The 810-nt window shown below is 56.5% G+C and carries 1 protein-coding gene and 2 pseudogenes; 1 reads left to right on the top strand and 2 read right to left on the bottom strand.

Going from position 1 to position 810, the window contains the following annotated elements; genetic code table 11:
- A pseudogene (locus OCI36_RS13275) lies at positions 1 to 296 on the top strand (IS701 family transposase); the annotation flags it as partial.
- Here OCI36_RS13275 and OCI36_RS13270 read toward each other — a convergent pair.
- Positions 291 to 518, bottom strand: coding sequence for an AbrB/MazE/SpoVT family DNA-binding domain-containing protein (locus tag OCI36_RS13270; protein WP_261665547.1), 228 nt, complete (start codon positions 516 to 518; stop codon positions 291 to 293). The pseudogene OCI36_RS13275 and the gene OCI36_RS13270 sit on opposite strands and share 6 nt — an antisense overlap.
- Positions 515 to 810 (bottom strand): annotated as a pseudogene (locus OCI36_RS13265) (IS701 family transposase); the annotation flags it as partial. The pseudogene OCI36_RS13265 and the gene OCI36_RS13270, both read right to left, overlap by 4 nt.

Below are 810 nucleotides of genomic sequence, written 5' to 3'. Positions count from 1 at the left end.
GGCGCTGGGCGCTGGAATCCTTTTTTAAGGAGGGAAAGCATCAGTTTGGGTTGGCGCAGTTCGCGCTGCGAACTGCCAGGGGTCTGGACCGCTGGATTTTGATGGTCTTCCTGGCCTTCACCCTGACGACGCTGTACCGCTCTGAGGACATGACCCTGAAAGAGGCAGCCCGCCTGGCCCTCTACACCTTGTTGCCAGGAGTCAGGCTGAACCACCTGCTGAGCCAAATTCAAAAGGAGCAAGAATTCCTGCGCCAGCACGGCTATTCGCTCAGCTATGCAAGGTGCAACTTATGAGTCCTGCGCTCCTGCTGGATCACACTGCGCTTCTAAATCACACTGCGCCAGCAGTTCTTCCAGGGAATAACGCGGTTTTGGGGCTGGCTGAACCGTCAACTGTCCCCCTTCGACGTTCAGGCCCACAGCGGTGCCTGCCGTCAATTCCAGAACGTCAAGCAATGCAGGGGGAATACTCAACATCACCGAACCGCCGACTTTTCTCAGGTATGTCTTACTCATAAGTTGCACCTTGCATAGCTGAGCGAATAGCCGTGCTGGCGCAGGAATTCTTGCTCCTTTTGAATTTGGCTCAGCAGGTGGTTCAGCCTGACTCCTGGCAACAAGGTGTAGAGGGCCAGGCGGGCTGCCTCTTTCAGGGTCATGTCCTCAGAGCGGTACAGCGTCGTCAGGGTGAAGGCCAGGAAGACCATCAAAATCCAGCGGTCCAGACCCCTGGCAGTTCGCAGCGCGAACTGCGCCAACCCAAACTGATGCTTTCCCTCCTTAAAAAAGGATTCCAGCGCCCAGCGCC

The organism is Deinococcus sp. Marseille-Q6407, assembly GCF_946848805.1.
Taxonomy (GTDB): Bacteria; Deinococcota; Deinococci; order Deinococcales; family Deinococcaceae; genus Deinococcus.
The sequence above is the reverse complement of the archived record's forward strand: the minus strand, read 5'-3'. Positions and strand labels throughout refer to the sequence as shown.